The sequence below is a fragment of the Acinetobacter sp. YH12094 genome (assembly GCF_013419295.1).
In the GTDB taxonomy this organism is placed as follows: domain Bacteria; phylum Pseudomonadota; class Gammaproteobacteria; order Pseudomonadales; family Moraxellaceae; genus Acinetobacter; species Acinetobacter amyesii.
Map to the genome: position 1 here is coordinate 191,208 of NZ_VPAK01000003.1, position 25,687 is coordinate 216,894.

Genomic DNA, 25,687 nt, shown 5'->3' on the forward strand with positions numbered 1-25,687 from the left:
CGAAGACAGCTTATGCATCTTGTCGTATGATCAAGTCATTCACAATGTGTTCAAAAAGCTGATGAAGCAATAACTAAGGAATAGGACGAGATATGAATATTGCGGCAAATTCAGTGGTCGAAGCAGACCAAACTGTTTATTTAAAAGATTATCAAAAACCATCATTTGTCGTAGATAGTATCGATCTAGATATTCAAGTCTTTGATGAGCATACCAATGTAAATGCAAAATTAGTGATGCAGCGTCAAACGGCAGGGGATTTGGTGTTATTGGGTCGTGATTTGGAACTCAAATCAATTCGCTTAAATGGTCAAGTTTTGCCAGCAGATGCCTATGTTGTAGATGCAGAACAACTGGTGATTTCAAATGCACCTGACCAAGCTATCATTGAAACCGAAGTCGTGATTCATCCTGAAAGCAATACTCAACTCGAAGGCTTGTACCAAGCGGCAGGCGATTTATTCGTTACCCAAAACGAGCCTGAAGGCTTCCGTAAAATTACCTATTATCCTGACCGTCCTGATGTGCTATCGGTATTTACCACACGTGTTGAAGCGGATAAAAAATTTCCTGTATTACTTGCCAATGGTAATTTGATTGAAGCGGGTGAAACCGGTGAAGGTCGTCATTATACCGTTTGGCAAGATCCAACCAAAAAACCATCGTATCTATTTGCTTGTGTGATTGGTGATTTGGCAGTACTTAAAGACACTTATGTGACGTCTGAAGGTCGTAATGTTGCTTTAGAAATCTATGCAGAAGAAAAAGACATTCCAAAATGTCATATTGCCATGGAAGCTTTAAAACATTCGATGCGTTGGGACGAAGAACATTATGGTCGTCCTTATGATTTAGACAATTATATGATCGTGGCAACCAGTGCATTTAACATGGGTGCAATGGAAAACAAAGGTTTGAATATTTTCAACACCTCTTGTGTGCTTGCTGATGAAGAATACACCACTGATGCTGCGATCATGCGCGTTCAGTCTGTGATTGCACATGAATACTTCCATAACTGGACAGGTAACCGTATTACCTGTCGTGATTGGTTCCAACTATGCTTAAAAGAAGGTTTGACGGTATTCCGTGATCAGTCGTTCTCAGAAGATTTACAATCTGCTGCGGTACAACGAATCGATGATGTTGCTGTGTTAAAAGCACATCAGTTCCCAGAAGATTCAGGCCCGCTTTCACATCCACCGCGTCCAGATCATTTTGTTGAAATTAATAACTTCTATACCGCAACAGTGTACGAAAAAGGTGCGGAAATTAACCGCATGATGGCGACACTCTTGGGCAAAGAAAAATTCCGTGCAGGTACAGACGAATATTTCAAACGCCATGATGGTCAAGCCGTGACTGTTGAAGATTGGGTAGCAGCACTAACAGCGGGTTCTGGTGTAGATTTGTCGAGTTTCTTGATTTGGTATAACCAACCGGGTACACCAAAACTTGAAGCAAAAGGTGAGTACGATGCTGCAAATCAAACCTATACTTTAAGCTTGAAACAAAGCTTAAAAGCGCATCCGAAATATCCAAATTTAAAAGCTGTGCCTATTCCTGTGGCTTTGGCATTGTTTGATGCGACGAGTGGTGAACAGTTAGTTCTCAGCTCAGATGCATTGGTTGAAAATGGCATCAAAGATGGCGTGTATTTATTTGATACCGATACTGCAACCATTACATTTAGCGGTGTAAAAACCCAGCCTGTTGTGTCTTTACTGCGTAATTTCTCTTCACCTGTTAATCTTGAATTTAACTATTCAGATGAAGAGCTTGCTTTCCTAATGCAGTACGAGCCGAATGGTTTTAACCAATGGCAAGCCAGCCAAACCTTGTTAGAACGTATTTTGTTAAATGGCCATGATGCCGACATCTATGTTCAAGCTATTCAAAATACATTACCAGCATTGGTTGAGCGTGATCCACTACTTGCTTCACGTTTATTCGATGTACCGACAGAGGGTTATTTAGGTAGCCGTATTGATGCCGACTACAGTCCTGCCCAAGTGCAAGAACAGCGTGAAGCACTGTTAAGTCGTGTGGCACGTGAGCTAGGTTCATTCTTTAAAGAGACTTATGCAACTTTAGACCCAGATGCGCAGAAAGAGTTTTCACAAGCTATGGGTGTTCGTGCATTGAAAAACATCATGTTGAGTATGATGGCACGTCAAGGTGATGCTTCTGTATTTGAATTGGCTTATGAACAATTCAGCTCAACAGGCAATATGTCTGAACGTCTTGGTGCTTTAAAAGTATTGGTTTGGAATGATGCACCACAAGCACAGCAAGCTTTAGAAACCTTCTATACACGCTTTAAAAATGAAGCTTTGTCGATGGACCAATGGTTTATGTTGCAAGCGGCACATCCGAAAGCAACTGCGGAAACCATTAAGGCACTGACTGCTCATCCTGATTATGACTTGAAAGTGCCGAACCGTATTCGTGCGGTTACTGGTGGCTTAAATAGCAATCCTGTCAACACTTGGAGCTTTGGTGTGCAGCATATTGTTGAATTAGCAAAATTCCTCGATGAGAAAAATCCAATTGTCGGTTCACGGTTACTGCAAATTTTGTCCCGTTGGTACACGTTGGCAGAGCCGCAGCGTAGTGAAGTCAAAGCCGAACTTGAAGCGCTTAAACCTGTCGTGAAATCGAAGAATGTATCAGAAACCTTAAATAGCATGTTAAGTGTTTAATCATTCAACCTCTCTGTACGATTGATTTGATTTAAATCAGTCGTACTGAAATGAGCCTGTTGCCATGGCTATGGCAGCAGGCTTTTTTTATATCCAGTCTTTTTATCCAATCTTTAGTTAGAATTGAAAATCAATCATGTTTAGATGGCTGAAACTCAAAAATTTTCTCTGAGAATTTATTTAAATTACATAATAATTGCAATATAAATCACATAATGGCGTTACAATAAAATAGGTCTAACACATGAATGACTGTATGCGGTAATGCATCCAAGTTTATGAATGTTTAGATTTTTTATCTATTTTATTATGTGGGATTTTTGAGGCGGGTCATGTTAGTTAAGGTTGATGAAGGTTTTTATTTAAACTCACATCATATTATTGCAATTCGGATTAATAGAGATTTGCTTGATACCTTTGTTGTGTCGGTAGAATACACGCCCAATAGTGTGCAAAACACAGGTGTATTTGAAAAGAAATTCAATGCGCGCTGCGATGCAGAACAATACCTACAGACTCTGAATCAAATCATTGGTAAATCGTAAAAGCTAAAGTGTATATCGTGGATATTGTCTAGATTGAAATGGGCAAGATACGAATCAGACTCAGATTGACGTCTAGCAAAAGGGATGAAGCGCATCCCTTTTTTGTCTTATCTGAGCGAAACTGATGTAAAGAATTGAAAATAAATCATTCTATCGATACGACTCGATTTGCACGTCGGATATTTTCCTGACATGCTGTAGCCATCCAAAATGAGTTAAAACTATATGCGAATCAGTATTGTGGGTGCAGGTCGTGTTGCAAATCATTTGCTCAATGTGCTTCATCCACAACATCACATTGTGCAAGTTTATGCGCGAAATCTTGATAATGCAGAAAAACTTGCAGCCAGAGTAGGTGCAGAAGCCATTCATAACCCAGCTAAGTTGAATGCTGAGATTGATCTTTTGATCATTGCGGTGAGCGACCAGTCGATTGCAACCATTATTCAGCAAGTTACAGCCTATGTGCCACAGGTTTTGATTGTGCATACGTCTGGTAGCACCAATATCACGGTACTGACCCAACAGCATTCGCGAGCAGGTGTGTTTTATCCTTTACAAACCTTTAGTTTAGACCGAGATGTGGACTGGACGTCGACACCGATCTTTGTAGAAGCGGCGGATTCTACAGATTTGAGGACACTTACAGATTTAGCAAACAGCATAAGCCAAAGGGTTTATCAATATGATTCGGCACAGCGTTTGAGTCTGCATCTTGCTGCGGTGTTTGCCTGTAATTTTAGTAATTATTGTTATGACATGGCAAAGCAGATTGTCGATGCAAAAAATGTCGATTTTAGTTTGCTTTATCCTTTGATTTTAGAGACAGCCAATAAAGCTACTCAGGCTGAACCACGTAACATGCAAACAGGCCCTGCAATGCGTGGGGATCAAAATATCATGCAGATGCATGCCAATATGCTTGAGCAAGCTGATCAAGTCGATCTGAAAGCGGTCTATGAAATGTTGAGTCAGCAGATTCTTGGGCATCATCAGAAATAAATAATCCATATAGAACAATGAATATTTATTAGCTTAGACATACATGTCAAACAGGATGTTACATGGCAAAAGATTTTAATAGTCCGCAAGTGGTCGAAAGTTATGATGCACATATACGAAAATTAATTCCCGGCTATGAACTTGTCCATCAACAGATTCAGGCGGTGTTGAATTGCCATGTCGCTGAAGATGCCCATGTACTGATCATTGGATGTGGGACGGGCTATGAATTGGGTTATCTCATGGCCTTGAATCCAACATGGTCATTTACCGTTACAGAATTGTCTGAAAATATGCTGAATCAAACACGGCAACGCGTTGAAGCCGCTGGACAGTTGCATCGCGTCAATTTTGTTTTGGGCAGTCATACTGCTTTTGAGGAAGTAAGTTGTTTTGATGCGGTCCTGAGTATCTTGGTGACGCATTTCATTCCATTGTCCGAAAAAAATGAATTTTTAACTAAAGCTTTTGAATTACTTAAACCGCATGGCATTTTTTTAAGTTTTGACTTGATGCAAACTCATTCGAATTTTGAGCAGTGTGTCCTGCCTGAATTTTGCCAAATGCAAGGTTTATCTGCTGCGCAAGCGACAAAAATGATGCAGCGTTTAGAAGATGATTTTGAACTGATTAGCCAGCAGCACTATCAAAGCTTACTGACGGAAATAGGCTTTGATCAAATTTATTGTTTCAGTCAAATCTTTAGCTATGCAGCTTACAGTGCATTTAAAACGGCTATGGAGTAAAAGAATAAAGACCAAGTTTGAGTGTATTAAGTTTATCGATCATTTTCACCGATATTTTTGCTACCTTGCATGAGTGAAACTTGCATCAAAATTTTGATCAATAGTCTCATTTTTTCTTGCACAGTAGCACGCTTACTATTTTAAAAAAGAAACTTTTCAGTCAGGGTTAAATCCCTTATTGTGCATTTATAAAAAGAATCAATTGGATGAAAATAATGTCAAAAAATGGAATTTGATTACATTGTGATTGGTGGCGGAAGTTCGGGATGCGTACTGGCTGCACGGCTCAGTGAAGATCCGAATATCTGTGTGCTTGCTAGAAGCAGGTGGACAAGGTGATCAGTGGACGGTCAATATTCCAGCTGCGTGCGTGGTGAGCTTGCCGACCAAGATCAATAATTGGGCCTTTGAAACTGTGCCTCAAGCTGGCTTGAATGGTCGTAAAGGCTATCAACCACGTGGAAAATGCCTTGGTGGTTCATCGAGTATTAATGCCATGATTTATATTCGTGGACATAAAAATGACTATGATCAATGGGCGGCACAGGGCAATACTGGCTGGTCATACGACGAGGTCTTGCCATATTTTATTCGCTCAGAAAATAACAACCGAATACAGAATGAATTCCACGGTAATGACGGCCCTCTATCTGTTACAGATGTACAAAGTGACAATATTTTCCATCAACGCTATACCGAAGCGGCTCGTGCACAAGGCCATAAAGTTCTCGATGATTTTAATGGCGCAGAACAAGAAGGCTTAGGGGTTTATCAGGTAACGCATATCAATGGAGAGCGTTGTAGTGTAGCGCGTGCGTACTTATTTCCACATTTAGATCGGCCAAATTTAACGGTATTGACCAAAGCAACAACGCATAAAATTACCATAGAACATCAAGTTGCGACTGGCGTAGAAGTACAACATGCAGGGCAAATGAAACACCTAAAAGCCAGACGGGAGGTTTTACTCAGTGCCGGAGCGATGCAGTCACCGCAGATTTTAATGTTGTCTGGAGTAGGCGACCAGAGCGAACTCCAAGCGCATGGCATTGAAGTGAAACACCATTTACCGGGTGTAGGAAAGAACTTCCACGACCATCCCGATTTCATTTTTGGTTATAAAGTCAAAGAATACCAAGGCACATTTGGCATGTCTTTACCCGGCTCAATTGATATGTTCAAGCAGTTCAGTCGCTATCGTAAGGAACGAAGGGGTATGATTGCTTCAAATTTTGCAGAATGTGGCGGTTTTCTAAAGTCTTCACCCGATTTAGCCATTCCAAATTTACAATTACACTTTGTCGTCGCGTTAGTAGATGACCATGCACGGAAATTTCATGCAAGTCATGGTTTGTCGTGTCATGTGTGTCTGCTCAATCCAAGAAGCCGCGGCACGATCAAACTAAGTGGTTCTAGTGTAAATGATCCATTATTGATTGATCCAAACTTTTTAGGGGATGAACAGGATTTAGAAGATTTGGTACAAGGCTTTAAGTTGACGCAGCAATTGATGATGTCGCCGTCTTTATCGAGTCATTATCAACAAGATTTATTTACCTCACTGGTCAAAACGGATGATGACATGCGTGCAATCTTGCGTCAGCGTGTGGATACGGTTTATCACCTTGTCGGTAGTTGTAAAATGGGCATAGATGAGATGTCTGTAGTTGACCCTGAATTGAAAGTCTACGGCATTCAAAACCTCCGTGTCGTCGATGCCTCTATCATGCCTTCTGTGGTGAATGGCAATACCAACGCACCAACAGTGATGATTGCTGAAAAAGCCGTGGATATGATTCGACAAAGTCAGCTCCAAGCGCAAGTAGCCTAGTGGTTATTCGTTTTTATGTTATTTGATACAACACAGAGAAATCTCAGATCAAAAACAGCAATAAAAAAACCACCGCTAGAGGTGGTTTTTTGCTTCATTCAAAAATTAGTTTACTTTTTTGAAGATGAAGTCATTAATTTTATGGCCTGCTTCAATTCCGCGACGTTCAAACTTAGTTTGTGGACGCCAGTCTGGACGAGGGTAGCTATTGCCTTTACCTGCAAGGTTTTCAAGACGTGGACGTTCTTCAAGAACTTCAATCATCCATTCCGCATACGGTTCCCAGTCAGTCGCTGAGTGGAATGTGCCGCCGATTTCTAATTTTTCTTCAACCAATGGCATACGGTCATGAGATACAAAACGACGTTTGAAATGACGTTTCTTCTGCCATGGATCTGGGAAGTATAATTGCACAGTGTTAATACTGTTGTCTGGCATTTCACGTAGCACTTGGATGGCATCAGCATCCAATACTCGAAGGTTAGTTAAACCTGCAAGACCTGCTTCATACACACATTGAGCGATACCCGGAACATGTACTTCAATACCGACAAAGTTACGTTCAGGGTTTGCTTTTGCCATCAGTACCAAAGAACGCCCCATACCAAAACCGATCTCAACAGTTAATGGGCGTTCAGGGTGTTCAAAATGCTGACGCAAATCCCCAACAGGATATTCCAAAATTAGATGACCATATTGTTCCAGCGCAGTACGTTGCGAAGTATTAAGTGGCGCAGAGCGGCGCATAAACGTCACGATTTCACGGTGTTCGTTCAGGTTATCCAGATCTACTGCGTGCTGGTCTAATTGATCGTTCGACATAACTTTGGCAAATGTAAAAAATTCGAATGCCGTATTTTAAGTCCTGAGATACACAAGTCAAATTTTTACCGTGAATAAATCCGCTTTTTGCTCAATCTTACCGATTGGAGCCGTGCTGAGCATTTGCCATGTACAGTCAAATGCTCAGCTCAAAAGTCATGAATTAACATTAATCTAGGCTGTTTTTTCATCAAGATCTTCACTGTCAGCATCATCAAGCTTAAACGGTAAAATGGCCTCAAGAACGGTACAACCCGGCTGTGACTGTATTTTAAATTCACCACCGATACGATGGATTCGTGTTTGCATACTATGTAGGCCGACATGCAGCCCTTGTTCAACATCATTAGGGTCGAAGCCGATACCATTATCTTCAATACGTAATATCAGTTGAGTCTCTGTTTCGAACAAACTGACTTGAACTTTGCTAGCCCGACTATGCTTTAAAATGTTGGTCAGGGTTTCTTCTGCGACACGAGTCAAATTGAGACATTGGGTCGCAGAAGGTGAGTGAATCCATTCGGCAGCAATTTTCCAGCTCGAGCTCATGTCTAATTCTTCAAAGAGCTGTACAAAGCGATGGCGAATCGGTGCCGCCCATTCGATCGGGGTGTCTGGAACTTTCGTTCCTATACTCGAACCTGAATCGATGACTTGTCTTAAATCATTTCGGAACAGTTTAAGCATCGACATGATTTGTGGTTTTTCAATTTTGTCATTTTGTTCTAACAGTAAAATTGAACGAACAATTGATCCGCCTAAACCATCATGTAAGTCATGAGATAAATGAATTCGTTCTTGAAGTCGTGCATTTTCAAGCGCGAGTTGATGTTGTTGACCAAGTGACGTAGCCAGTTTCAGTTCAGCTCGTTGTACATTTTCAGTTAAGGTCTTATTAAAACGTTCAATTTGACGGGTGTGTCGAGCTAAACGCAAAGCCAGTACGCCGCCCAAGATGAGGGTGGTCACTGGCCCGGTATAGGGCGAGAGCGCATGACCTTCCATGGTCATCATAAAGTGCGCATCATGTACCGCAATCGGTAAATAAATCAGATAAAGCGTTGCAAGCAAATAGGTTTCAGCCATTTTGGCTTTATACGCCAAGTACGGGTAGCTAATACATTTGGCCACAAAGACCAAAACAAAGAAGCTGAAACAAATTTGGATGACGGTCATTAAATAAGCCTCTGGCGCAAAACCTATACTGAGAGCGGCGATGGTGGCAAGACTTAATAATAGTTTCTGAATTTTTGGAAATGGGTGGTTTGCAAAATACCATGCACCAATACAGCCAAAAACCGTATAAAAGCAGAAAATGATATTTTGCATACGGTCGATCTGTACGGTGGTTAGAAATGCAATTGGCCCATTAAAAATAATACACAGGCTATAAAACACCCAACACATACCAGTGATGGTTAACCATAAGTAAGCTCTTTCATTACGATTGGCGAGCCATGCTAAAAAAAAGAACACAGCCACGACGAAATTAATCATCGTATTGAGTTCGACTAATTGTCGTTGTTCGAGTAACCAAATTTTAAAGGTGTCATAGACCTGCGGGTATTCCCCAATTTGAACTGAACTGAGTCCTGATTTTTGGGTCACCGAACCATACACTTGTACCCAAATGGTATTTACACCTTGCTTTAAACTCGAGCTAGGCAAGTTCAATAGTCTAGGTTGGTGTTGGCTTCGTGAGAAATGCTCTGCTGAAATATAGTCTTGCCAAAGTAGGGCATCGTTGATGTAAACCCGTCCACTTTGGGTGATGCCTTGTATGGCGATAGCGATGGGTTGATTTAACTGATGGAAATTACAGTTCAACTTAAATTGGATTTTGTACCAAGCGATACCATGATAGTCCGGCCAACGTTTATTCCATGTGTCTGGAAGCTTTTGCAGATTTTGCCAACCTGTACGTGGGCGCTCTTGCTCGACAGCGCTTTTAGCTGTGGCAATATGGGTAATTTCAACAGGACAATGACTGCTTGAGATCTGAGGGGTGGAATTGGCAAAAGTGGGTATAGCAATACAACATAGCAGGCAAAATAGACTCGCTAAGATCAGCAGCCGATTTGCTTGAATGCAGTGTCGTGACCAAAACCATACCATCAAAATTCCCCCAATTTTGTGTATCCACAATTTAAAAAAATAAATAGAAAGTCACATCAAATCTTTATTTTATTTTTGATAGTTATAATTTTATGAGATGAATTATACAGTTAAATCGAATGAATGGTGAATTTTTCTCTTTTTTATAGGCTTAGTATTTTATGTAATGTCATTACACTTCATAGCTTCGAAACCCTTTGCTATATATATCCTGCATAGGGTCTCAATAGGTCACATTTTATTGAAAATTGATTGGATTTAAAGTCAACATTTCAAAAATCATTATTCACTGACACGGTCAAGTAAAGTGCTACCTGCTTCATTTAAGCCAAAAACCTCTACTTGAATCTGTCTTGATTCAAATTTTTGCACGACATTCTTCAAAATATTAACAGAAGTAATATCCCAAATATGGGCATGACTCAGATCAATTCGCACATGACTAACCCTCTCCTGAAAATCAAAAAATTGATAAAAAGTCTCAGAGCTACTAAAGAAAATTTGTCCATAGACTGTGTAGCTACGAATATTGTCTTTAAGTTCAGATGTGACTTTTACCGAGCTTTCCAGTTGATTGATAATAAACAACGCAGAGAGGAGCACGCCAACCATTACGCCAAGGGCTAAATTATGTGTTGCAAGCACCACGATCACCACAGCAATCATCACGACATTAAAAGACATTGGATGCTTTGAAAATTGCTTGACAGAATTCCATTGGAACGTAGTGAATGACACCATGACCATAATCGCGACTAAGGCCGCCATTGGGACATACGCCAACCAGTCTTTTAAGAACACCACCAAACACAACAAAAATACACCTGCAACCAAAGTGGAGAGGCGAGTTCGCGCACCAGAGCTGACATTAATAATCGACTGCCCAATCATAGCACATCCAGCCATGCCGCCCATAAAGCCACTGACTATATTGGCAATCCCTTGACCACGACATTCCTGATGACGATCACCTTCAGTTCCAGTGACTTCATTGATCACTGTCGTGGTCATCATGGTTTCTAATAGGCCAACTGTTGCTAGGGTAATGGAATAGGGAAAAATAATCGTGAGGGTTTCAAGATTAAAAGGAATTTCAGGAATCAAGAAAATAGGTAAAGTCTCTGGAAACTTACCCAAATCACTCACAGTACGCAGGTCAGGACCTAAAAATAATGCCAAGCCACTGAGGACAATAATGCAAATCAGCGGTGATGGAATGGCTTTGCCAATTTTAGGTAGATATGGAAACAGATAAATAATTGCAAGCCCTAAAAGCATAAAGACATAGCCTAAACTATCCATCTTTGACATTTCAGGTAGCTGTGCGACAAAAATCAAAATCGCGAGTGCATTTAAAAAACCATACACCACTGACTGCGAGACGAAGCGCATAAGTTTTGCGACTTTAAAATAGCCAGCAATGATCTGAATCACACCAGTTAAAACCGTGGCAGCCAAAAGGTATTGCAAACCATGATCTTTGACCAACGTGATCATAAGTAAGGCCATCGCACCCGTAGCAGCTGAAATCATTGCTGTACGACCACCAAAAAAGGCAATGGTGACGGCAATACAAAACGAAGCGTACAAACCAACCTGAGGGTCAACCCCAGCAATAGCTGAAAAGGCGATGGATTCTGGAATCAACGCAAGTCCAACCACCAAGCCAGCGAGTACATCAGTACGAATATTGGAAAACCATTGTTCTTTTTTAAGTTGTAACACGGTAACTTTTCATCAAATCTTAAACGCGGCTATGTTAAAACAACTGAGTATAAAAATGCATAACACAGTGACTTGAAATCTTCTTAAATATGGATAATAGTCAATGAGTATATATGTTTCAGCATTTACGCTTTTTTGCAATTTACAGGTTTGATCACTTGAAAGTTTGACAGAAGAGATTTAAAACATTGAATAGTACATAACAAGGATCAGATATGAAGCTTTATTATTCTCCAGGTGCATGTTCATTAGCATCACATATTATTTTAAATGAAATTAATGTCGATTTTGATTTGGTCCGTGTTGACCTAAAAAACCATAAAACAGAAAAAGGGGTAGATTATTACGAGATCAACCCAAAAGGTTATGTACCTGCATTAGAAATTAACCCAGGTTTGATCCTGACCGAGAATGTGGCCATTTTACCGTTCCTTGCACAGCATGATCCAAAACAAGACTTAATTCCGCCATCAGGTTTAGGTCGTGCCAAAGTTTTAGAATGGCTTGGCTATTTGAACTCAGAATTACATGATGCTTATGCCGTATTCTTTGGTGCACCACTAGATGCAGACGCTAAAGAAAAAGCTTATGCAGAAATTGATCGTTTATTGACATACATTGATAAAGCGATTGGTGAATCGGATAACGACTATTTGGTTGATGACAACTTTGGGCCAGCAGATGCTTATCTCTTTGTACTGACAAATTGGTCAAATGGCATCGGACATGATTTAACGCCATATAAAAATATCATTGCATTACGCAACAAAGTTGCAGAGCGTCAATCAGTTCAAATTGCGATGCGTGATGAAGGTTTAATTCCTTAAGTTGTGTTTTGAAATTGAATAAAAAAACCGCCGAAATTGGCGGTTTTTTTGCGAAATTTTTATTGCTCAGGTTTAACTTAGTACTCGAACTGCGTATAGAAATCATCAAAGTTAATATTTTTAAGCGTCAGCTGTTGTGGTGCTTTGAAGCTTGACCATTTGGTCTGAGTTTTGGCATCTTCAAACATATTGCCGCCTACAATTTCCTTACGTTTTAAGGTCGAAAAATTATAGCTTTTCGATGTTTTTTCACCAGAAGCCCTGTGAAAGCTATTGTAATCAAAACCAATCAGATCAAAGCGTTGATTTTGCCAACGGAAGGTATAACTATGTCGGGGCCATTCCCAACCACCACAAGCCATAAAATAACTAAAATGAACGAGTAAATTACCTTTACTGATTTGGATGTATTCTGCTTCAGTAAGTGGGTCAAGTAAGCATGAATTGGGTTGTTGAGCGACTGGGATACTGTTGTTTTCAACGATACGTTGATATCCCTTTGCGGTTTTAAAAAACACAATGAGTTTTCGTGGATGGTTATTAACGACTTTGCCATCGTCATCATAGGTCGCCACATCGACTTTTTGTTTTTCCACGATCATCGCAACATCTGGCATTTGATCTTTGTTTAGATCGCCAGTCGTAGCCATCAAAATGTTCCAACCTTGCGGTGCAAGTGATTTGGCTGTGCTGGGCACTTGGGCTGATAGCCAACTAGATGCGGCACAAAGACTCAAAGTACAAAATATATGGGATATTTTCATTATTATCAGGTTTTCAAAATCAAAAAAAGGACTCAATAGAGTCCTCTTTTATACCGTGAATGAGTTCTTATTTAAAGAAGTATCCAGTTTCAGGTGAACTGGCATTTGCCATGCGTTTACGCGGCATACGTCCTGCTAGGAATGCTTCACGGCCTGCTTCAATTGCTTTTTTCATCGCTGAAGCCATCAGAACAGGGTTTTGTGCAGCTGCAATTGCTGTATTCATTAATACGCCATCACAGCCCAATTCCATCGCTATCGCTGCATCACTTGCTGTACCTACACCCGCATCGACCAAGACAGGCACTTTGGCATTGTCTTTAATGATCGAAATAGTATGTGGGTTGAGAATGCCTAAACCTGAGCCAATGAGACTACCTAAAGGCATAATCGCTACACAGCCCATGCTTTCCAGTTCTTGTGCCACAATCGGGTCATCTGAGGTATAAACCATGATTTCAAAGCCATCGTCAATCAATGTACGTGCAGCTTTTAAAGTCTCGGTAATATTTGGATATAGGGTTTTCTCATCGCCTAAAACCTCAAGTTTAACCAGATTGTGACCATCTAATAGTTCACGCGCCAACATACAAGTACGAACCGCGCTGTTCGCATCGAAACAACCGGCTGTATTTGGCAAAATCGTATATTTCTCAGGTGGAACTACAGAAAGCAAGTTCGGCTGGTCTGGATGTTGACCAATATTCACACGGCGAATGGCAACGGTCACAATTTCAGCACCACTGGCTTGAATGGCCTGGTCAGTTTCCGTTAAGTCCTTGTACTTACCTGTACCAACTAAAAGTCGTGAATTAAATGTACGTGAACCAATGATAAGGGGTGTATCTTCCATGGGAGCTCCATTTTAGCCGCCACCTACGGCATGAATAATTTCAATATGATCTTGCTCTGCAATTGGGGTTTGTTCCAATTTACTTTTCGAGATGATCATTTCATTTTTTTCAACAGCGAAGCGTTTGCCTTCCAGTTGTAATTGTTGAACCAATTGCAAGAGGTTGACACATTCGGTTTGTGTAGCTTCGCCGTTTAAATAGATTTGCATTTGTGGATTCCGTTCTTGCTGCCTTACCTATTGAATAAGGCCAAAATCTGTGGTTAATTATTTTGCGTATTTAAATGCATTCCAGGCCAATATGAGCCATCCAGCAATCATCAACGCTCCACCAATTGGAGTAATGGCACCGAGACTGCGTGGTAAACCTAGAGCCATCACATATAAAGAACCACAGAAGAAGAAAATACCAATTTGTATAAGTAGGAAACTGGCTTTTATTGGAAGTTGGGGAATGACTTTGGATAAGATCGCGAGGGCAAGTAAGCCCAGTGCATGATAAAAGAAATAGTCCGTTGCAGTTTGCCACCAAGCCAATTGGGCTTCAGTCGCGCGAGCTTTTAATCCGTGTGCACCAAAGGCACCAAGCATTACAGCAAAAGCTAAGTTAAGTGCGGAAATGGCAATCCACATGTGCATTCACCTTAACAAAATTTGCGCATAACCATAGCATATTTAGCACGCAGGGTTAAAGCAAAAATGCCCAAAGTTTTTGTGTTGTAGCTTGTCATTCAATACTATTCAGACATAAAAAAGAGCATCGAAATGCTCTTTTTAAGAATGACTGGGAAAAGCCTTCAACTTAGTTTGAAGACATTGCGACTTTAATTTTTTCCATCGCATTTTTTTCCAACTGACGAATACGTTCAGCAGATACATTATATTCTGCCGCCAATTCATGCAGCGTCGACTTTTCGTCATCTAACCAGCGACGTTGTAAGATGTTACGCGAACGGTCATCCAACTGATCCATGGCTTCATGTAAAGCTGAAGTGCTTTGTTCTTCGTAATCTTCATCTTCCGCTAAACGCGCAGGGTCGTAACGGTTATCTTCGAGATAAAGGGCAGGGGCGACATGGGTCGAACCTTCATCGTCGTCATCACCTTGAGCTTCAAAGGCAGCATCATAAGCAGTTAAACGGCCTTCCATTTCCAAGACTTGTTCAGGTGTTACATTTAAGTCATTGGCAATCGACTGTGCTTCAGCCAAAGATAATTTTTTAGATGACTTTTTTAAGCTACGTAAATTAAAGAATAATTTACGCTGCGCTTTAGTGGTCGCAATTTTGACAATACGCCAGTTACGAATCACATATTCATGAATTTCTGCTTTAATCCAATGCACAGCAAAAGATACAAGACGTACGCCCATGTTTGGGTCAAAACGTTTTACCGCTTTCATTAAGCCCAAGTTACCTTCTTGAATCAGGTCACCTTGTGGCAAACCGTAGCCTGCATAGCTACGTGCGATATGCACAACAAAACGAAGATGCGACATCACTAGCATTTTAGCTGCGTCTAAATCTTGGTCATAATAATAACGTTCGGCCAGCTCTTTTTCTTGTTCGGCCGATAAAATTGGAATCTGATTAACAGTACTAATATAAGCACCAAGATTCACCCCAGGTGCCGATAATGACAGGGGCATCAATTGATTGCTGCTGTCACTCATGTTTTCTCCTTGAGAATTAAAATGGGTAAGCCCAATAACTAAGATTCATCTTAATCCAATATTTCCGTAAATTATGGAAAATTGGGTATAGAAATGTAAACTTTTATTCAATTATGAAGCAATTTAGTTTAACTGAATCTTTTTAAGATTCAATCAAGTAATGAAACTCAGAATCGGAAATTTTGCGCATTTCACAGTTTAACTGATGTATTTGACAGTATCGTGATACATCTTGTTGGCTGTGCGGATCGGATGACTTTAACAATAAAGATTGGTCTGGACTTTTCTTTAAAGCTTTTTTGAGCATCAATAGTGGCATCGGGCAGGGTTTACCCATTGCATCTACAGTTAAAAGCGAATTTTGGCTGTCATTCACGAAGCAGATCCAACATGTTTACATTTCAATGGAAATATTAGCAAATACAGTGCCAAATCCCAACCTAAAATAGGTAAAAATCCTTTGTGATTTATAACTCAAACGATGTGAAAAAATAAGAATATTCAAAAGGAAAATAGATCAAAAAAATCTATTAATTGCGGTAAACCCGTGTTAAGCTCGTTGCGTTGTTAAGATTTTTGTTGGCTGTGAAGCCTCTTAACTCTTGATATATTTGGATGTAACCGGGATTTTGTTGATAGTTTTACAGAATGATTACAAGCTTAGAAATAAAAATATTTTTTTTAACCTTGTTTGGTCTGCTGTTTGCAACACCGGGTGGTCCTTCTTTTTTAAATACGATAAGGATTAACTTATGACAGCTCGTGAACAAGGCGTTGTTAAATGGTTCAACGACACTAAAGGCTTCGGCTTTATTCAACGTAACGGCGGCGACGACGTATTCGTTCATTTCCGCGCAATTATGGGCGAAGGCCACCGTTCACTTCGTGACGGCCAACGCGTAGAATTCAGCGTTGTTAAAGGTCAAAAAGGCTTCCAAGCTGAAGAAGTACAACCTTTAGACTAATCGTCTGAATGTACTCAAAAACGCTCCAATGTAAATTGGGGCGTTTTTTGTTTATAATGCTTCAGCAATTTTGTGATTATTCAATTAGGGCACATCTATATGTCATCAGGTTTTGAAACCTTAAATTTACATCCGAACCTTAAAAAAGCCATTGATGCTTTAGGTTTTAAGGATATGACGCCTATTCAGCAAAAGGTTTTAAAATTTACATTGGCTGGACATGACGCTATTGGTCGTGCTCAAACTGGTACTGGTAAGACTGCGGCTTTCTTGGTCAGTGTGATCAATGACTTGTTGAATAATCCAATTAAGGAACAGCGTTATCGTGGTGAACCGCGTGCATTGATTCTTGCACCAACGCGCGAACTTGCTTTGCAAATTGAAAGTGATGCAAAAGAATTAGTGAAATACACTGATCTCAATGTCATGACTTTGCTCGGTGGGGTAGATTTTGATAAGCAAAAAAATCTATTAAATCGTAATTTTGTCGACATTATGGTTGCAACCCCAGGTCGCTTAATTGACTTTGTGGAACAAAAAGAAGTTTGGCTCGATCAAATTGAATTTTTAGTGATTGATGAAGCTGACCGTCTTTTAGATATGGGCTTTATTCCTTCAGTGAAACGTATCGTGCGCTTTTCACCACGTAAAGAACAACGACAAACTTTGATGTTCTCTGCAACATTTAGTTATGACGTTTTAAATTTGGCACAGCAATGGTTGTTTGAACCAGTAACTGTTGAAATTGAACCTGAGAAAAAAACCAATGCAGATGTAGAGCAACGTGTCTACATGGTGGCGAAGTCTGATAAATATAAATTATTGGAAGACATCTTACGTGATGAACCAATTGAAAAGGTCATGATCTTTGCCAACCGTCGTGATCAAGTGCGTAAACTTTATGATCACCTCAAAAAAGATGGTTATAAAGTGGTGATGTTGTCAGGTGAAATCGCTCAAGATAAACGTTTGAAAATGCTTGATCAGTTCAAAAATGGTCAACATAACATCATGATTGCAACAGACGTTGCGGGTCGTGGTATCCATGTCGATGGTGTTTCTCATGTAGTGAACTTCACACTTCCTGAACAGTCTGATGATTATGTACACCGTATCGGTCGTACAGGTCGTGCGGGTACTCGTGGTGTGAGTATTAGTTTCTTGTCTGAAGATGATGCTTTTTCATTACCTGAAATTGAAAAAGCCATTGGTCAAAAATTACCTTTAACCCGTTTAGACGGTTATTGCTAATTTTGCTTCTAAAAAGCCTGCAGATTTGCAGGCTTTTTTATTTCATGTCGACTATTTCATTTTGAGTTAATGACAAAACAAAATCACAGACTAGCGTTTTAGTTTGCACGGCAACTAAAGGTTAGTACGGTTTGGTAATCATCATCTTTGCTGATGCTACCGCTATTTCCAGTAATGGTGCCAAGTACGCCAGCCGCCGCCTGAATCATTTGACCTGTCTTTTCATCGACCACGCCTTTTAAAACTCCGTTGTATTCTTGCTTTTCATCCACCACGACAGGGGTCGCATTTTTACCACAGGTACTATTTGCAACTGCAATTGCATTATTTTTTGCCGCTAAACTGGTTTTACCTACGGCAGTCACTTCATATTGATTATTTGGTTTTTGAATCGCTAAAGATTTTGTTGGCGTTGATGTACATGCAGCTAAAAGCACAGTTGCGCTTAGCGTGCTAACAATGGCAACAGTTTTGTTGAATTTTTTCATACGGTGCCCCGAGTTAGAAACAATTTGATTTATTTGAACATAAAATTTCTTATAGAACAGGGAACTGCTGTACAAGTTATGCGGTTTTTTTATAGTAAATCTGTGAATAAAGCTGACTTAACAAATAAGCACCGAGTCTGATGTAAACATTCTAGAGTAAGTTATTGAGAATATGCTAATCTTGAGCAAACGTTTTAAAGTACAGTGTATAGATGTCAATTCTAAAATCAGCAGTTGATACAGTTCATCAAAATATTCATCAGCGTCAGTCGATTGGTCATTTAATTGAACCTGCGCCGAATGCTGAGCAATTGGAAAATGCGTTTCAAGCCGCTTTAACGGCGCCAGATCATCATCGTCTTAAGCCTACGCGTTTCGTGATTATTCCTGAAACTGAACGTGAAGCATTTGGTGAGTTGCTTTCACATGCTTTAGCCGATACTGGACAAACAGAAGAAGCGCAGTTGGAACGTGTGAAACACCATCCATTTCGTGCGCCACTCTTGGTTTTGGCTTTAACTCAATTACAAGATCATCCCAAAGTTCCGCATTTCGAACAAATTTTAAGTTCAGGCGCAGCAGTACAAAACTTTTTGCTCTCTTTACAAGCACAGGGCTTTTCAACCATGTGGCGTAGTGGGGCGGTGGTTGAATCTAAATTGTTTAAACAAGCCTTAGGCTTAACGGAAAACGATTTGATTTCAGGCATTATTTATATCGGTACAGCTGTGAAAGCAATTCCACCTCGTGCTGAAATACAGTCTGCTGACTTTGTAAGCCATTGGCATAAAGCAAACCAATAAAAGTGAGAAAATAGGTCGATTGAACAAGATCGGTCAGTAAAGAAATTAGGATAAAAGAACAATGTCAGAACTTGATTTTGCAAGTCTTGTTAGCCCTGTGTCAGTTGACCAAAAAACTGCACTACGTATTACGGTGTTGGGTGGTGGGAGTTTTGGTACTGCGATGGCCAATACCGCAGTACGTAATGGCTGTGACACCATGATATGGATTCGTGATGAGGCGGTAGCTGCGGACATTAATGCAACACATATCAATAAACGTTACTTGCCAGATTTTCAATTAGAAGCAGGTTTGCTTGCTGTTTCAGATTTAGAAAAAGCAGTATGTAATCGTGACATTATTTTAGTGGCTATTCCGAGCCATTCTTTCCGTAGTGTTTTACAGCAGATCAAACCTTTTATAACCTCACAAGCAGTGGTGTCTTTAACCAAAGGTATTGAAGCCAATACCTTTAGCTTTATGAGCGATATTATTCGTGAAGAATTACCAGAAGTTCCTTACGGTGTGCTTTCAGGGCCAAACTTGGCGAAGGAAATTGTTGCGGGACAGCCTGCAGGAACAGTGATCGCAAGCCAATCTGAACTGGTTCGTTATGCAGTTCAACAAGCGCTACACAGTGCGTTGTTCCGTGTATTTGCAAGTGATGATGTGCATGGCGTGGAATTGGGCGGTGCTCTGAAAAATATCTATGCAGTCGCGATGGGTCTAGCTGCAGCTTATGGTGTCGGTGAAAATACCAAGAGTATGATTTTGACACGTGCTTTGGCAGAAATGAGCCGCTTTGCAGTGAAATTAGGCGCAAACCCATTAACATTCCTAGGTTTATCTGGTGTCGGTGATTTATTTGCAACTTGTAGTAGTCCACTCAGCCGCAATTACCAAGTCGGCTTTGCACTCGGTAGTGGTAAAAGCTTAGAACAAGCCACCAAAGAACTCGGACAAACTGCGGAAGGGATTAATACGATTGTGCAAGTACGCGCACGCTCTGAAGAGCTCGGTGTGTATATGCCAATTACCAGTGCATTGTATGAAGTGATTTTTGAAGGTGCGCCGGCCCTGAACATTGCATTGTCATTGATGAAAAATGGACATCGCAGTGACGTTGAATTTGTCTTGCCACATCAGCAAGTTTAAGTTTGCTGATTAATATGCAATACACATAGCTTTGTCATACTGGCTGTATATAATGTGCGGAATAGAATAAGGAAATTTTATGCAACTGACATTGGTTAGGCATGGCGAAGCTGCTCCGCCAGTAATGGGGAATGATGAAAAGCGTCCTTTAACAGCGCGCGGACAAACTCAAGCGGCAGAAACAGCAGCATATTTGAAAGATATAATTCAACCAGACGTTTTTGTGGTGAGTCCGCTACTGCGGGCGCAGCAAACACTTTCATCTTTGCAAAAACATTTTCCACATGTGCCTGTGGTTATTTGTAATGCCATCAAACCGGAAGATGATGCCAAAGTTGCAGTGGAATGGTTGTCACATTTACCGTATGAGTCTATTGTGGTGGTGTGCCATATGAACGTTGTGGCACATATGGCCAGTGTTTTGGTCTCAGAATATTTTAATCCCTATGCTTTGGCAGAAGCGCGCATTTATGAACAAGCGGTCATTGCTCCAGGGTTATCAACACAAATTAAAACGTTTATACCATCAACATAAAAACCAATTAAAACGGCAGAAAAATTAATGTTGTATTTATGGATGCCCGAAGCCAATGGGGTTTGGCAATGGTCAGAAGGGGATTTCTGGAAGCAGTCATCGACACTTGAACAATTGATTCAGGAAATTCAGCCATATGCGGGAAAGGAAGCGGTTGTTTTCTTTCCAAGTCGTGATGTACAAATCATTCAGCAAAATTTTCCAAAAAACCAATATAAAAAACTTGGCCCAGACGGCGTAAAATATTTACTTGAGGAATATGTCATTTTGCCTTTGGATGCAATGAAAGTATTGCATCATTTTCAAAGTCCAGATGAATTAACGGTCATGGGGATTGCGCATAGTGCAGTCGAAACGATGCAGCATGCTTTGACACTAATCCCTGTGAAAGTCATTTCGTTATTACCTGACTTTTTGGTCTTGCCAAGTCCAGAAGCAGGGCAACATGTTTTGGCAAATGTCAGCGGTCATTTATTGGTCCGAAATAGTGAATATGTCGGTCAGTCTGTTGATGATTTGGCATTGTACTTAGATTATCAAATTGGTCAGCCGAACTATAAGATTTCAAATCTAAGTTCAGATCAGACGCATAGTCTTGAAGCCGCTGTAACGCATGATCACATTGAATCTTTTCATTATGAATTACCCAATATAAAAAAACCGAAACAACACCCACTGAATGTTTTGCCGAAAGCCAAAGCCAATACTAGTGTGAGTGGCTATTGGAAAGCATGTGCAGCAGTTTTGGTCGCGGCTTTAATTATACAGTTTAGCTATGATACAGTTCGTTGGTATCAATACAAAAAAGTGGCCAATATCACTGCGGCACAAGCGATTGATCAGTTTAAATATTGGTTTGGGCAAAGCTATCCTGTCACTGAACAAACGCTGAAAAGCCAGTTCGAATCACAATTGCGTCAGAGTCAAACGGGCAATGCACAGGCTTTGTCTTTACTGAGCCGTGTTGGTCCTGTTCTAATGCAAAACCAAATTTCTGCAAATCGTGTGAGCTATGAAGCCTCGATGTTGAATATGGAGCTAAAAGCCAATTCGGCAGAAGTACTACAAACCCTAACCAATCAATTAAAACAACAAGGTTTTAAAGTCGAATTAGGGAATATTCAACCAAGTGCCAACGGCGCGATTGGATTGGTGAAAATACAATAATGATAAAAATGGAAAACCTACAGCAACGTATAGATGGGCAAATTGAGCGCATCACTGATTATTTAGACCAACTGTCAACACGTGAACGAGTCATGGTAATTTTTACCACGATTTTTGTTGTAGTGGCAGCGATTGGTTCGGCACTGTTTTATATGAACAAAGCTGCAAATTTTCAACAAAAGCGCGTGAATGAACTTAAGGATACTGTTGTTTGGATGCAAAGTAATGCCGTCACGATGAAACCAGCAGGTGATACACAACTGAGCGCGTTGGAAAAAGTTCAGCGTGTATCGCAACAACAGGGCTTGTCAGTAGCATCTCAACAAGTCGGTGAGCAAATACAGATTGCAGTGATGCATGAAAATTATGCAATTCTGGCCAATTTTTTGACTCAATTGGTTCAAATGGGCTTAAGTATTGAAAAGATGGAATTAAGTTCTGAAGCGGGACAGGTCAAATTAACAGCGAGTGTACAATAATCGGTAAAAATAAAGATCTGCTAAGCATGGTGTTTTATTTGTGCTGTGCCTATAATATGCCGACTTAAAAAGCAGTAGACTTTTATAGATATGTTGTATTCTCTAGCCCGCCCTTTGTTGTTTACTTTAGCACCAGAGCGTGCACATGAGCTGACATTATCGCTGTTGAAATCTTCTCACAAGATGGGAATGATGCGTCAAAACGTGGCGTCTAAACCAGTGACATGTATGGGAATCGAATTTCCGAATCCAGTTGGTTTAGCAGCCGGTCTTGATAAAAACGGTGCTTATATCGATGCGCTGGCGAGCCAGGGCTTCGGCTTTATTGAAATTGGTACAATTACACCACTTCCACAATCAGGTAACCCTGAACCGCGTTTATTTCGTTTACCGAAAGCAAAAGCCATTATTAACCGTATGGGCTTTAATAATGATGGCGTGGATCAGCTGATCGAAAATGTCAAAGCTGCAAAATTTAAGGGTGTACTTGGGATCAATATCGGTAAAAATGCAGTCACACCTGTTGAAAAAGCAGTTGACGATTATCTGATTTGTCTAGAAAAAGTTTATAACTACGCTTCTTATATTACGGTTAATATTTCATCTCCTAACACAAAAAATCTTCGCAGCTTACAAAGCGGTGATGCTTTGACTGAACTGTTAGAGACACTCAAGAAACGTCAACTCGAGTTGGCGGATGAAAATCAACATTATGTACCCTTAGTACTTAAAGTTGCACCAGATCTAGAACCAGAAGACATTAATTTTATTGCCCAACAATTGTTAAAATTTAAAATTGATGGTCTGATTGTCACCAATACGACTTTGTCACGTGAAGGTGTTGAAGGCCTTCCATTTGGTGATGAAGCAGGTGGTCTATCCGGTGCGCCAGTCTTTGAAAAAAGTACGGCATGTTTGGCGGCTTTTGCTAAAGTATTAAACGGTCAAATTCCATTGATCGGTGTAGGTGGTATTTTGTCGGGCGCGGATGCTGTTGCGAAACAAAAAGCAGGAGCAAGCCTTGTACAAGTGTATAGTGGCCTCATATATACAGGTCCGACACTTGTAAAAGACTGCGTAGACGCATTGTAAATATCATGAATACCATTGATATCTTTATACTGATTATTTTGCTCATTGGAGGGCTTAACGGTTTGCGTCAAGGATTTGTAAAAGCCTTTGCGAACTTCATTGGATGGATTCTTGCACTTGTCATTGCGGCAAAGTATGCAACCGTCCTTGCACCTTCGATGACATCTTTAAGTACAGATCCAGTGGTACAGAAGATTGCCGCGTTCGCATTTATTGTATTGTTGATTGTAGTCATGACTTGGGTCGCGACATGGTTATTGAACAGTATTTTGAAAACATTAAAGCTCGGTCCGTTAAATCGACTGGCAGGTGGTGTTTTTGGAAGCTTAAAAGGATTGTTGGTGGTGCTGATCACTATGCAGGGGCTAGGTCCTTGGGTAGAAAGTTCACCACATTGGAAACAATCTAAAATGGTTCAGTCATTATTGCCATATGCGCCTTGGGCAACCGAATTGTCCAAAGATGCTGCAAATCAAGCACTTCATCATATTCAGTCTGAAGATGCTCAGAAATCTTCAGACCTCCCATCTGAGTCGCAGAACAAGCACGGACGTTCTGGATCGGGTGAGTCAACAAATAATCCTTTTTATTAACCCTAGCTTGTCTGCGAGGTTGCTATGTGTGGAGTAGTTGGTATAGCTGGTAAATCACCTGTTAACCAAATGTTGTTTGATGCGTTAACGATGTTACAACATCGTGGACAGGATGCAGCCGGGATCGTAACTTGTCAGGATGGTCGTTTATTCCTGCGTAAAGATACGGGTATGGTGCGTGATGTGTTCCACACACGTCATATGCGTGCATTACAGGGTAATTATGGTATTGGCCATGTTCGTTACCCAACTGCTGGTTCTTCAAGCAGTGCTGAAGCTCAGCCATTCTATGTAAACTCACCTTATGGCATCACGCTTGCACATAATGGTAACTTAACTAATGCTGCTGAAATTCATGATGACTTGTTCAAGACTGACTTACGTCATATGAACACCGATTCAGACTCAGAAGTATTATTAAACGTATTTGCTCACGAATTGCAAAAACGCGCAAAACTTACACCAAGCGCTGAAGATGTATTCCACGTGGTTTCACGTGTGCATGAACGTTGCAAAGGTGGTTATGCGGTTGTTGCTATGATCACCGGTCAGGGCCTTGTGGGTTTTCGTGATCCAAATGGTATTCGTCCATTGATCTACGGTTCGCGTGAAACTGAAAATGGTATGGAATATATCATTGCGTCTGAATCTGTCGCAATTACCGCGCTCGGCTTTAAGGTTGAACGTGATATTGCACCGGGTGAAGCAATTTATATTACTGCTGATGGCGTGATGTCGACCAAGCAGTGTGCAGTAGCCCCTGAATATCGTCCTTGTATCTTTGAATACGTATATTTTGCGCGTCCAGATGCGACTATTGATGGTATTTCAGTTTACAAAGCACGTTTGAAAATGGGCGAAAAACTTGCTCAGAAAATTCTACGTGAATGGGGTGATGAGCACGATATCGATGTCGTGATCCCAATTCCTGATACTTCACGTACTTCGGCGCTAGAACTTGCAAATACCTTAGGTGTGAAATTCCGTGAAGGCTTCATGAAGAACCGTTATATCGGTCGTACCTTCATTATGCCGGGTCAGCAACTTCGTAAGAAATCTGTGCGTCAAAAGCTCAACCCTGTAGAGCTAGAGTTCCAAGGCAAAAACGTACTCTTGGTCGATGACTCGATTGTTCGTGGTACGACTTGTAACGAAATCATTCAAATGGCGCGTGACGCGGGTGCGAAAAAAGTATTCTTTGCGTCTGCTGCACCGATGGTGAAATATCCAAACGTGTACGGTATCGATATGCCAGCCAAATCTGAACTGATTGCGTCTGAACGTAGTGTTGAAGAAATTCGTGAAATTATTGGTGCTGATCGCCTAATTTTCCAAGACTTGGAAGATCTGAAATCTGCAGTACGCACCAAGAAAGTCCCTGAGTTACAAGACTTTGATTGCTCGGTATTTGATGGTAAATATGTGGCAGGTGGTATTGATGCTGAATATTTGGCAGCATTAGAGCGTAAGCGTAATGACTCTGCAAAAAATGAAAAGCCAGCCTATATTGATGTTAACATTGATGCGGCTTCTGTGGATTTAACAGGTGTTCGCGAAGAATAATCTGCTGAAAAC

The 25,687-nt window shown here is 40.7% G+C and carries 25 protein-coding genes and 1 pseudogene; 16 read left to right on the top strand and 10 right to left on the bottom strand.

Going from position 1 to position 25,687, the window contains the following annotated elements; genetic code table 11:
• The first annotated feature begins 92 nt into the window (after positions 1–92).
• The 5 genes and pseudogenes from pepN (at position 93) to FTU34_RS03295 (ending at position 6,826) form a co-directional block, all read left to right on the top strand.
• On the top strand, positions 93–2,702 hold the full coding sequence (pepN, locus tag FTU34_RS03270) for an aminopeptidase N (RefSeq protein WP_180034708.1): 2,610 nt from the start codon (positions 93–95) through the stop codon (positions 2,700–2,702).
• Between the two features lie 332 nt (positions 2,703–3,034).
• Positions 3,035–3,247, top strand: coding sequence for a hypothetical protein (locus FTU34_RS03275; protein ID WP_180034709.1), 213 nt, complete (start codon positions 3,035–3,037; stop codon positions 3,245–3,247).
• Between the two features lie 225 nt (positions 3,248–3,472).
• Positions 3,473–4,249, top strand: coding sequence for a Rossmann-like and DUF2520 domain-containing protein (locus tag FTU34_RS03280; protein ID WP_180034710.1), 777 nt, complete (start codon positions 3,473–3,475; stop codon positions 4,247–4,249).
• A 62-nt stretch (positions 4,250–4,311) separates the two neighbouring features.
• A complete protein-coding gene (locus tag FTU34_RS03285; protein WP_180034711.1) occupies positions 4,312–4,995 on the top strand; it encodes a class I SAM-dependent methyltransferase in 684 nt (227 codons plus the stop codon).
• Between the two features lie 225 nt (positions 4,996–5,220).
• A pseudogene (locus tag FTU34_RS03295) lies at positions 5,221–6,826 on the top strand (GMC family oxidoreductase).
• 105 nt (positions 6,827–6,931) lie between these two features.
• Here the strand turns inward: FTU34_RS03295 and trmB are convergent.
• The 3 genes from trmB to FTU34_RS03310 form a co-directional block, all read right to left on the bottom strand.
• Positions 6,932–7,648 carry a tRNA (guanosine(46)-N7)-methyltransferase TrmB gene (trmB, locus tag FTU34_RS03300; RefSeq protein WP_078188891.1) on the bottom strand — a complete coding sequence of 239 codons (717 nt, stop codon included), beginning with the start codon at positions 7,646–7,648 and terminating at the stop codon, positions 6,932–6,934.
• 174 nt (positions 7,649–7,822) lie between these two features.
• Complete coding sequence (locus FTU34_RS03305; protein WP_180034713.1) at positions 7,823–9,763, bottom strand: ATP-binding protein; 1,941 nt, start codon at positions 9,761–9,763, stop codon at positions 7,823–7,825.
• Positions 9,764–10,045: 282 nt separating this feature from the next.
• Positions 10,046–11,488 carry a SulP family inorganic anion transporter gene (locus FTU34_RS03310; RefSeq protein ID WP_180034714.1) on the bottom strand — a complete coding sequence of 481 codons (1,443 nt, stop codon included), beginning with the start codon at positions 11,486–11,488 and terminating at the stop codon, positions 10,046–10,048.
• A gap of 215 nt (positions 11,489–11,703) precedes the next feature.
• On the opposite strand from FTU34_RS03310, the gene FTU34_RS03315 reads away from it, so the two are divergent.
• Positions 11,704–12,315, top strand: a complete 612-nt coding sequence (locus FTU34_RS03315; protein WP_078188886.1) for a glutathione binding-like protein — start codon at positions 11,704–11,706, stop codon at positions 12,313–12,315.
• Positions 12,316–12,392: 77 nt separating this feature from the next.
• Here FTU34_RS03315 and FTU34_RS03320 read toward each other — a convergent pair whose 3' ends face one another.
• The 6 genes from FTU34_RS03320 to FTU34_RS03345 form a co-directional block, all read right to left on the bottom strand.
• Positions 12,393–12,965 (bottom strand): hypothetical protein, encoded by a 573-nt coding sequence (locus FTU34_RS03320; protein WP_180034715.1) that lies wholly within the window; start codon positions 12,963–12,965, stop codon positions 12,393–12,395.
• Positions 12,966–13,146: 181 nt separating this feature from the next.
• Positions 13,147–13,932, bottom strand: a complete 786-nt coding sequence (locus FTU34_RS03325) for a thiazole synthase (RefSeq protein ID WP_180034716.1) — start codon at positions 13,930–13,932, stop codon at positions 13,147–13,149.
• A gap of 12 nt (positions 13,933–13,944) precedes the next feature.
• Complete coding sequence (thiS, locus tag FTU34_RS03330) at positions 13,945–14,142, bottom strand: sulfur carrier protein ThiS (protein WP_111885686.1); 198 nt, start codon at positions 14,140–14,142, stop codon at positions 13,945–13,947.
• Positions 14,143–14,199: 57 nt separating this feature from the next.
• Positions 14,200–14,565, bottom strand: a complete 366-nt coding sequence (locus FTU34_RS03335) for a DUF423 domain-containing protein (RefSeq protein ID WP_111885687.1) — start codon at positions 14,563–14,565, stop codon at positions 14,200–14,202.
• Positions 14,566–14,734: 169 nt separating this feature from the next.
• Positions 14,735–15,604: an RNA polymerase sigma factor RpoH gene (rpoH, locus tag FTU34_RS03340; RefSeq protein ID WP_180034717.1), complete on the bottom strand. Its 870-nt coding sequence runs from the start codon at positions 15,602–15,604 to the stop codon at positions 14,735–14,737.
• Positions 15,605–15,746: 142 nt separating this feature from the next.
• Positions 15,747–15,941, bottom strand: coding sequence for a sulfurtransferase TusA family protein (locus FTU34_RS03345; protein WP_078189214.1), 195 nt, complete (start codon positions 15,939–15,941; stop codon positions 15,747–15,749).
• 415 nt (positions 15,942–16,356) lie between these two features.
• Between FTU34_RS03345 and FTU34_RS03350 the strand changes: the two genes are divergently transcribed.
• Both FTU34_RS03350 and rhlB read left to right on the top strand, forming a co-directional pair.
• Positions 16,357–16,569: a cold-shock protein gene (locus tag FTU34_RS03350; protein WP_005014923.1), complete on the top strand. Its 213-nt coding sequence runs from the start codon at positions 16,357–16,359 to the stop codon at positions 16,567–16,569.
• Between the two features lie 99 nt (positions 16,570–16,668).
• Positions 16,669–17,820, top strand: a complete 1,152-nt coding sequence (gene rhlB, locus FTU34_RS03355; RefSeq protein ID WP_180003018.1) for an ATP-dependent RNA helicase RhlB — start codon at positions 16,669–16,671, stop codon at positions 17,818–17,820.
• Between the two features lie 98 nt (positions 17,821–17,918).
• Here the strand turns inward: rhlB and FTU34_RS03360 are convergent, their stop codons facing one another.
• Entirely contained in the window at positions 17,919–18,308 is a 390-nt protein-coding gene (locus tag FTU34_RS03360) for a hypothetical protein (RefSeq protein ID WP_180034719.1), read from the bottom strand.
• A 212-nt stretch (positions 18,309–18,520) separates the two neighbouring features.
• Here FTU34_RS03360 and FTU34_RS03365 point away from each other — a divergent pair, with 212 nt between their 5' ends.
• From FTU34_RS03365 to purF, 8 genes are all read left to right on the top strand, one after another.
• A complete protein-coding gene (locus FTU34_RS03365) occupies positions 18,521–19,111 on the top strand; it encodes a nitroreductase family protein (protein WP_171525909.1) in 591 nt (196 codons plus the stop codon).
• Positions 19,112–19,172: 61 nt separating this feature from the next.
• A complete protein-coding gene (locus tag FTU34_RS03370) occupies positions 19,173–20,246 on the top strand; it encodes an NAD(P)H-dependent glycerol-3-phosphate dehydrogenase (RefSeq protein ID WP_180034720.1) in 1,074 nt (357 codons plus the stop codon).
• Between the two features lie 79 nt (positions 20,247–20,325).
• A complete protein-coding gene (locus FTU34_RS03375) occupies positions 20,326–20,781 on the top strand; it encodes a histidine phosphatase family protein (RefSeq protein WP_078193626.1) in 456 nt (151 codons plus the stop codon).
• Positions 20,782–20,808: 27 nt separating this feature from the next.
• Entirely contained in the window at positions 20,809–21,948 is a 1,140-nt protein-coding gene (gene gspL / locus FTU34_RS03380; protein ID WP_180034721.1) for a type II secretion system protein GspL, read from the top strand.
• Positions 21,948–22,427 (top strand): type II secretion system protein GspM, encoded by a 480-nt coding sequence (gene gspM / locus FTU34_RS03385; RefSeq protein WP_168378926.1) that lies wholly within the window; start codon positions 21,948–21,950, stop codon positions 22,425–22,427. Before gspL ends, gspM begins: the two co-directional genes overlap by 1 nt.
• Before the next feature lie 90 nt (positions 22,428–22,517).
• Positions 22,518–23,519: a quinone-dependent dihydroorotate dehydrogenase gene (locus FTU34_RS03390; RefSeq protein ID WP_078188867.1), complete on the top strand. Its 1,002-nt coding sequence runs from the start codon at positions 22,518–22,520 to the stop codon at positions 23,517–23,519.
• A 5-nt stretch (positions 23,520–23,524) separates the two neighbouring features.
• A complete protein-coding gene (locus FTU34_RS03395; RefSeq protein ID WP_078188866.1) occupies positions 23,525–24,112 on the top strand; it encodes a CvpA family protein in 588 nt (195 codons plus the stop codon).
• 24 nt (positions 24,113–24,136) lie between these two features.
• The gene (gene purF, locus FTU34_RS03400) at positions 24,137–25,675 is read left to right on the top strand and encodes an amidophosphoribosyltransferase (protein WP_078193623.1); all 1,539 of its coding nucleotides are present in this window, start codon (positions 24,137–24,139) and stop codon (positions 25,673–25,675) included.
• Positions 25,676–25,687 lie beyond the last annotated feature (12 nt).

What these genes read in the sequence shown, in the direction of transcription:
- pepN (WP_180034708.1), top strand. Translation starts at nt 93, where the DNA reads ATGAATATTGCGGCAAATTCAGTGGTCGAAGCAGACCAAACTGTTTAT.
- FTU34_RS03275 (WP_180034709.1), top strand. Translation starts at nt 3,035, where the DNA reads ATGTTAGTTAAGGTTGATGAAGGTTTTTATTTAAACTCACATCATATT.
- FTU34_RS03280 (WP_180034710.1), top strand. Translation starts at nt 3,473, where the DNA reads ATGCGAATCAGTATTGTGGGTGCAGGTCGTGTTGCAAATCATTTGCTC.
- FTU34_RS03285 (WP_180034711.1), top strand. Translation starts at nt 4,312, where the DNA reads ATGGCAAAAGATTTTAATAGTCCGCAAGTGGTCGAAAGTTATGATGCA.
- trmB (WP_078188891.1), bottom strand. Translation starts at nt 7,648, where the DNA reads ATGTCGAACGATCAATTAGACCAGCACGCAGTAGATCTGGATAACCTG.
- FTU34_RS03305 (WP_180034713.1), bottom strand. Translation starts at nt 9,763, where the DNA reads ATGGTATGGTTTTGGTCACGACACTGCATTCAAGCAAATCGGCTGCTG.
- FTU34_RS03315 (WP_078188886.1), top strand. Translation starts at nt 11,704, where the DNA reads ATGAAGCTTTATTATTCTCCAGGTGCATGTTCATTAGCATCACATATT.
- FTU34_RS03320 (WP_180034715.1), bottom strand. Translation starts at nt 12,965, where the DNA reads ATGGCTACGACTGGCGATCTAAACAAAGATCAAATGCCAGATGTTGCG.
- FTU34_RS03325 (WP_180034716.1), bottom strand. Translation starts at nt 13,932, where the DNA reads ATGGAAGATACACCCCTTATCATTGGTTCACGTACATTTAATTCACGA.
- thiS (WP_111885686.1), bottom strand. Translation starts at nt 14,142, where the DNA reads ATGCAAATCTATTTAAACGGCGAAGCTACACAAACCGAATGTGTCAAC.
- FTU34_RS03335 (WP_111885687.1), bottom strand. Translation starts at nt 14,565, where the DNA reads ATGTGGATTGCCATTTCCGCACTTAACTTAGCTTTTGCTGTAATGCTT.
- rpoH (WP_180034717.1), bottom strand. Translation starts at nt 15,604, where the DNA reads ATGAGTGACAGCAGCAATCAATTGATGCCCCTGTCATTATCGGCACCT.
- FTU34_RS03345 (WP_078189214.1), bottom strand. Translation starts at nt 15,941, where the DNA reads ATGGGTAAACCCTGCCCGATGCCACTATTGATGCTCAAAAAAGCTTTA.
- FTU34_RS03350 (WP_005014923.1), top strand. Translation starts at nt 16,357, where the DNA reads ATGACAGCTCGTGAACAAGGCGTTGTTAAATGGTTCAACGACACTAAA.
- rhlB (WP_180003018.1), top strand. Translation starts at nt 16,669, where the DNA reads ATGTCATCAGGTTTTGAAACCTTAAATTTACATCCGAACCTTAAAAAA.
- FTU34_RS03360 (WP_180034719.1), bottom strand. Translation starts at nt 18,308, where the DNA reads ATGAAAAAATTCAACAAAACTGTTGCCATTGTTAGCACGCTAAGCGCA.
- FTU34_RS03365 (WP_171525909.1), top strand. Translation starts at nt 18,521, where the DNA reads ATGTCAATTCTAAAATCAGCAGTTGATACAGTTCATCAAAATATTCAT.
- FTU34_RS03370 (WP_180034720.1), top strand. Translation starts at nt 19,173, where the DNA reads ATGTCAGAACTTGATTTTGCAAGTCTTGTTAGCCCTGTGTCAGTTGAC.
- FTU34_RS03375 (WP_078193626.1), top strand. Translation starts at nt 20,326, where the DNA reads ATGCAACTGACATTGGTTAGGCATGGCGAAGCTGCTCCGCCAGTAATG.
- gspL (WP_180034721.1), top strand. Translation starts at nt 20,809, where the DNA reads ATGTTGTATTTATGGATGCCCGAAGCCAATGGGGTTTGGCAATGGTCA.
- gspM (WP_168378926.1), top strand. Translation starts at nt 21,948, where the DNA reads ATGATAAAAATGGAAAACCTACAGCAACGTATAGATGGGCAAATTGAG.
- FTU34_RS03390 (WP_078188867.1), top strand. Translation starts at nt 22,518, where the DNA reads ATGTTGTATTCTCTAGCCCGCCCTTTGTTGTTTACTTTAGCACCAGAG.
- FTU34_RS03395 (WP_078188866.1), top strand. Translation starts at nt 23,525, where the DNA reads ATGAATACCATTGATATCTTTATACTGATTATTTTGCTCATTGGAGGG.
- purF (WP_078193623.1), top strand. Translation starts at nt 24,137, where the DNA reads ATGTGTGGAGTAGTTGGTATAGCTGGTAAATCACCTGTTAACCAAATG.